3 protein-coding genes are annotated in these 7,277 nt (G+C 34.9%); all 3 read left to right on the forward strand.

Annotated features, from left to right (window positions below):
* The first annotated feature begins 303 nt into the window (after nucleotides 1-303).
* Entirely contained in the window at nucleotides 304-2,394 is a 2,091-nt protein-coding gene (locus tag ACZIYX_RS11585) for a T9SS type B sorting domain-containing protein (RefSeq protein WP_462682403.1), read from the forward strand.
* Between the two features lie 711 nt (nucleotides 2,395-3,105).
* On the forward strand, nucleotides 3,106-5,163 hold the full coding sequence (locus tag ACZIYX_RS11590; protein ID WP_462682404.1) for a T9SS type B sorting domain-containing protein: 2,058 nt from the start codon (nucleotides 3,106-3,108) through the stop codon (nucleotides 5,161-5,163).
* A 3-nt stretch (nucleotides 5,164-5,166) separates the two neighbouring features.
* A partial coding sequence (locus ACZIYX_RS11595) for a PorP/SprF family type IX secretion system membrane protein (protein ID WP_462682405.1) occupies nucleotides 5,167-7,277 on the forward strand: 2,111 nt, incomplete at its 3' end.

Genomic DNA, 7,277 nt, shown 5'->3' on the forward strand with positions numbered 1-7,277 from the left:
TTCTTAATGAATAGTTCTTTTTAAAACAGATTTACGATAATTATAGTTGATACATTTTGTAATTTAAAAATTAACTCAATTAAGAATCTTATTATCAAATACTTATGCTTCATTAAATAACAAAAAATTAACACTCTATAGTTTTTAAGAAAGTGATTTGTTTATAAGTTTATAAAATAAATCTTAATACAATGAAGAGAATAGATATTGTATAGTATTTAAAAATAAGGAAAGATGCTTCCTCGTTTTCTGTACGTACTATCTCTTAATTATTCTAATACTATTTGGTTTTAATATAATATCATGAAAAAAAGACTTACTTCCGTATCATTAATTGCTGCTGTAGTCGTCTTCCTGTTTTCAATACAAGAAGTTTATTCGCAGCAGATAGAAGCACCTGTATTTTTTATTGGTTCGTCCACTACAACAATACTTTGTGTAAACCAAAACTTTCCTGATAGAAGAGCGATAGCAAAAGCTAATGTTTTATTTACATCGGGGACAGAATTTGTTTTAGAATTGTCGGATGAGAACGGTCTTTTTTCTGATGCTACAACTAGAGTTTTGACTAGATTTACAATCACTACCGCTATACCCCCTAATGGGGATATAGTGTTTCCTTTTTTTCCTGTCCCTACAGATTTAAGAGGAGAGAATTATAGTTTGCGTGTAAATGTACCTGCTAGTAGTATTTTAAGTGCTGTACAAGAAAACATTCCTATTTACTACTTTGATTCTAACTCTAATAGTTTTACCCTAAATGGACCCGTTGTAGGTTTAAGTTCTGTAGCATTATGTGAAGGTGAATCCGTAACATTAACTGTTATCCCTGCTAATTTTCCTGAGTATATTTGGTATTTTAATGCTGATATTAATGATGACAAGATTGAAAATGCAAATGTAATCGTTGGTGAGTCGGAGTCTACGTTAAAAAATGTAAATCAATTAGGGAGGTATTTTGTTGAAATCAATTTTGGTGATTGTACAAGAAATTTTTTTTTAAATCAGGCTAGTATAGGGGTAATTGAATTTAATAAGACAACAGTACAGATTAACGGACCTTCGCAACAATCCTTTTGTCCTAGTGATGTTAAGATTTTATCCACCAGTATTACCGATTTAGATTTCACCTATCAGTGGTTTAAGGATGGTGTTCTTGTCCCAGAATTTGATGGTCCATCCGAAGTTTTACCACAAAGTAATTTTGCAGGAGTTTATACTGTAAATGTAATAGGTACAGAAACTTGTTCCATACTTACAGATCCTGTTGAGGTTATTAATCTGGGCTCTGATATTTTAACACGACCTCCGCCCCAGATCATGATATTACCCACCCAAACATCCTTGACTTTGAGTATAACCACCAATGCACCTCCCACAGGCAGTACTATAGAGTGGTTTAGAAATGGTATAAGTTTTCAAGGAGTGCTTCCGATTACAGATCCGGGAGCTTTGTCTGTTATAGTAACCGATCCGGGAGTATATCGTGCAAGTTTATTTGCAAATGATGCCTGTATGGATACCTTAGAGGTAACAACCGAAGTTTTTGAACCAGTTGGGTTTAAAACAGTAATTACCAATTTATTTAATTGTGAGGAAGGAACAGGGTCTTTAGGCTTGGAAAACTTGTTTGGTATAACCAATACAGGAGTAGAGGTTCCTATTACCACCGATCAATATTCCTTTTTTGATTTTGAATGGTTTTTAGGCACCCAGTCTACTGGTGTTACCGAAACGACATTTAGTGTTACCGAGGATAACACAGGAGAGGTATATGCATTAGAGGCAACCCTAAGAGGAACAACTTTAGATACCTCCAGATCTAACGATTTAACGGTTGAATTTTTAGGAAATAGTGTGGTTATTTCTGCATCACCGTCATTTATACCTTTTGGAGAAAACTCTACTTTAAGTGTACCTCAAAGTACTAGCTATACGTATGAATGGTTTAGGGTATTGGATGGAAAGAATAAATTAATAGTAGATGGTAACACCAATGAAGGTACTATAACAGGACAGGGAACTAATGCCATCGTAACCAATATTACAGGACAATATTTTGTAAGGATTACGCTTGGAGATTGTATTATAGATTCACAGCCTATAACCATTTCAAATGTAGCAGGAAGATCAGAGATTATACCTAATGTGGTTACGCCCAACAATGATGGAATCAATGATAATTGGTTGTTACCCCCATCGTTATTTAATCAACAAGATGTAGAAGTAACTATTTATACTTCCAGAGGTCAGGTAGATTATACTTCGGCAAGTTATCAAAACAATTGGCCTGTAGAGAACTCTAAATCTTTGGGTAAAGATCCTTTATATTATTATATAATCACAAAAAATAATTCCGTAGTCAGAAAAGGTTCGATAACGGTAATGAGATAAATTTGATAAAACTTTAATCCCTCATTGAGGGTCTCACTCCCTGACTTGTCTCGAAAACAAAATATAATTTCGGAAGCATATCTTGTGAGCTTGCTCCAAGGTTGTTGATTCATTAAAGAGAAAATAATTAAAAAAAAGAATAATACCAAGGCAGAGCCATCAGTGTGTTGAAAGAAAGTTTTTTGATTTGATAAAAACCTGGGATTTCTGAACTTTATGAGTTTTTTATGTCTTTTTTTATTTAGTTTCTTAAAAAAAATATTTTTTTAACATTAAAATTTTTATGTCTTTTTTTACACTTTATCGGTAAAAAAAACCTTTTTTAATAGCTCTAGTTTTTGCTGAATGCATCATAATCTGTGTTAATTCCTTTACTTTTACTATAAATATAACCGTTTTCTTTATTAAAAGAAGGGAAAAAACACCTTTTTTTTATCTAAAATATAATTTTTAAAAGTTCCTCAATACTTTGATTAACAAAATTTTATGTATATTAGGATGTATTTTGGGTATGCATTATTGGAGTATGAAACTAAACAATTGTCAAAAGGTCAGAAAATTATTACAAAAAAATCTTAAATTTTAGTTTGATATAAATATTTAATTTTTAATTTTATGACTTGGTAAAAAATATATTAACAATATTATTAACAAGCGCCCCAAATCGCAAAGTTAATATAGCATATTCACCTTGATTATAAGTGTGATATCATGAAAAAAAGACTTAACCCCATATCATTAATTGCTATTGTGATAGGCTTCCTGTTTTCAGTACAAGAAGTTTATACACAGCAAATAGAGGCACCTTTATTTTCAATAGGTGGATCCACAACTACCATACTTTGTGTAAATCAAAATAGTCCTAATAGGGAAGCAGTTGCACAAACTCCTTCTGGATTTGGACCCAATACAGAATATATTCTGGAATTGTCTGATGCTACTGGTCTTTTTTCAGATGATACTACAAGAACTTTAACAACATTTACCAGTTCTGTGGCTATTCCGCCTAATGGAACAATAACATTTCCTTCCTTTCCTATACCTACAGATTTAAGAGGTGAAAATTATAGCCTTCGGGTAAGAGTTCCTGCGAGCAATTATATAAGTGCAGTAAGAACTGGGATTGTTATCTATTATTTTGATTTTTCTAAAGGAATTACTTTAACAGGTTCTAATATTGAGTCTAATACAGTAGCATTATGTAGTGGCGAGTCCTCTATTCTAACTGCTCTACCAGGAGATTTTCCTGAGTATATATGGTCTTTTAACGGAACGATTATTTCTGGTGAGTCTTCTTCTACATTACAAAATGTAACGCAAGTTGGAACATACAAAGTAGAGGTTAATTTTGGAAGTTGTAATGCCTTTTATAATTTTGATAGTGCAACAGTAGAGGTTATTGATTTTAATAAAACTACGGTTAGAATCAATGAGCCTTCGCCACAATCCTTTTGTCCTAGCGATGTTAAGATTCTATCCACCAGTGTTACGGATCCTGGTTTCACCTATCAGTGGTTTAAGGATGGTGTTCTTGTCCCAGAATTTGATGGTCCATCCGAAGTTTTACCACAAAGTAATTTTGCAGGAGTTTATACTGTAAATGTAATAGGTACAGAAACTTGTTCCATACTTACAGATCCTGTTGAGGTTATTAATCTGGGCTCTGATATTTTAACACGACCTCCGCCCCAGATCATGATATTACCCACCCAAACATCCTTGACTTTGAGTATAACCACCAATGCACCTCCCACAGGCAGTACTATAGAGTGGTTTAGAAATGGTATAAGTTTTCAAGGAGTGCTTCCGATTACAGATCCGGGAGCTTTGTCTGTTATAGTAACCGATCCGGGAGTATATCGTGCAAGTTTATTTGCAAATGATGCCTGTATGGATACCTTAGAGGTAACAACCGAAGTTTTTGAACCAGTTGGGTTTAAAACAGTAATTACCAATTTATTTAATTGTGAGGAAGGAACAGGGTCTTTAGGCTTGGAAAACTTGTTTGGTATAACCAATACAGGAGTAGAGGTTCCTATTACCACCGATCAATATTCCTTTTTTGATTTTGAATGGTTTTTAGGCACCCAGTCTACTGGTGTTACCGAAACGACATTTAGTGTTACCGAGGATAACACAGGAGAGGTATATGCATTAGAGGCAACCCTAAGAGGAACAACTTTAGATACCTCCAGATCTAACGATTTAACGGTTGAATTTTTAGGAAATAGTGTGGTTATTTCTGCATCACCGTCATTTATACCTTTTGGAGAAAACTCTACTTTAAGTGTACCTCAAAGTACTAGCTATACGTATGAATGGTTTAGGGTATTGGATGGAAAGAATAAATTAATAGTAGATGGTAACACCAATGAAGGTACTATAACAGGACAGGGAACTAATGCCATCGTAACCAATATTACAGGACAATATTTTGTAAGGATTACGCTTGGAGATTGTATTATAGATTCACAGCCTATAACCATTTCAAATGTAGCAGGAAGATCAGAGATTATACCTAATGTGGTTACGCCCAACAATGATGGAATCAATGATAATTGGTTGTTACCCCCATCGTTATTTAATCAACAAGATGTAGAAGTAACTATTTATACTTCCAGAGGTCAGGTAGATTATACTTCGGCAAGTTATCAAAACAATTGGCCTGTAGAGAACTCTAAATCTTTGGGTAAAGATCCTTTATATTATTATATAATCACAAAAAATAATTCCGTAGTCAGAAAAGGTTCGATAACGGTAATGAGATAATTTATGGTCAAAAAATTACTTTTAATAATCGTATGTATATCCTTTAATGTTCTTAAAGGGCAGGATAAAAGTACCACTACTTATGGAGTTCTTCCTACCGATATACCAACTCATAACCTAGTAAAATATAATCGTTTTTATTTTAATCCTACTTTTTCTTTAGTACGCGAAAACAAGAAATCTGTTAACGTTTATAACAAAACTCAATGGGCTTCATTTAATGACAACCCTCAAACATATTTAATTAATTATACTGCTAATTTTGAAGAAAAAATAGGAGTTTCTATAGGCTTACACCAACAAAATGAAGGAATTTACAGATACTTTGGAGGAATAGCTAATTTTGCATATAATGTTGAACTGAACAGGGATATGAACCTTGCTTTTGGGTTAAATCTGGGATTTTCTCAAAGCGGAATCAAATCTAACATAGACTCTGCTACAAGTATTGTCTTAAATAATGGAGTAGAAATAAGCGACCCTGTTATTCTTAATTATGAAAACAGTTCTGTTTTTCAATTAACCCCTGGAGTTAATTTTAATTATCAAGAATTTGACGTTGGTATTTCAGTATCTAATCTTGTTGCTTATAATTTAACATCCAGTGAGTTATTAACAGACAATATGGCTTTTACAGGGCATGTTATGTATACTACTAGTCTGGAAAGGAGATCAGATAAAATAATTAGAGGAATAGGATATGTAAATATGTTACCTGATTCAGGAACAGATACTTCAAATCTAAGATATGGAGGCAATGTCATTGCCGAATTGCCTGCATTAGGTTGGGGACAGGTAGGGTATAATAGCTTTTATGGCGTTTCATTAGGTGTAGGAGGTAATATAACCCCTAACGTTTCTGTAGGATATACTTATGAAACTGGTTTTGGGGATACTAGTAATTTTGGAGCTTCTCATGAGATAGGTTTAGCATACAATTTTGAAACTGAAAAACCAAAAAGACGAAGCAAATCTAAATCCGGAACTCAAAAAGCATACGAGGAAAGAGACTCTGAAATTAGAAGACTTAAAAAAGAAATTCTGGAACAAAACAAATTAATAAGAGAATTACAGAACGAAAAAGGAGAATCCAGAAGCCAAGATAAAAAAGCAATTAGTGAACTAGAAAAATCTATTGCAGAAGCAAGAGAAAAAGAAGCACAAGCAGCAAGAGAATTAGAGTTACAAAGAGAAGAGGAAGTAAAGCTACTTAATAAACAAAAAACAGAAAAGGAACGTCTGGCTGCTAAGAGACAACTAGAGGCAGAAATGGCAGAACAGAGAACAGAAGAGGAACGCCTGGCTGCACAGAAACAAGTTGATCGTGAAGTTGTGCAATCTGAAGAAGAAAAAGAACGTTTAGCAGCCCAAAGGCGAATAGAACAAGAAGTTGCACAACAAAAAACAGAAGAAGAAAGAATAGCAGCTGAAGAAGCCATTCGAGAAGCAGAAGCAGCTAAACAGCAAGAAATAGAAGAACGGATAGCTGCCCAGAAAGAATTAGAGGCAGAGGTCGTTGCACAAAAAACAGAAGAAGAGCGTCTTGCGGCACAAAAGAAATTAGAGGCAGAGATGGCTGAGCAAAAAGCAGAAGAGGAGCGTCTTGCAGCACAAAAACAATTGGAAGTGGAGATGGCTGAGCAAAAAGCAGAAGAGGAGCGTCTTGCAGCACAAAAACAATTGGAAGTGGAGATGGCTGAGCAAAAAGCAGAAGAAGAACGTATTGCTTCACAAAAACAATTGGAAGTGGAGATGGCTGAGCAAAAGGCAGAAGAAGAACGTATTGCTTCACAAAAACAGCTAGAAGTAGTAATGGCTGAGCAAGAAGCAGAAAAAGCAGAAGAGGAAAGGTTACAGCAAGAGGCTGCTGCTGAGGCTGCACGATTGGCGGAAGCAGAAAGGTTGCAACAAGAGGCTGCTGCTGAGGCTGCACGATTGGCAGAAGAGGAAAGGTTGAAACAAGAGGCTGCTGCTGAGGCTGCACGATTGGCAGAAGAGGAAAGGTTGCAACAAGAGGCTGCTGCTGAGGCTGCACGATTGGCAGAAGAGGAAAGGTTGAAACAAGAGGCTGCTGCTGAGGCTGCACGATTGGCAGAAGAGGAAAGGTTGCAACA

It is taken from the genome of Aquimarina sp. (assembly GCF_977115655.1).

What these genes read in the sequence shown, in the direction of transcription:
- ACZIYX_RS11590 (WP_462682404.1), top strand. Translation starts at nt 3,106, where the DNA reads ATGAAAAAAAGACTTAACCCCATATCATTAATTGCTATTGTGATAGGC.
- ACZIYX_RS11585 (WP_462682403.1), top strand. Translation starts at nt 304, where the DNA reads ATGAAAAAAAGACTTACTTCCGTATCATTAATTGCTGCTGTAGTCGTC.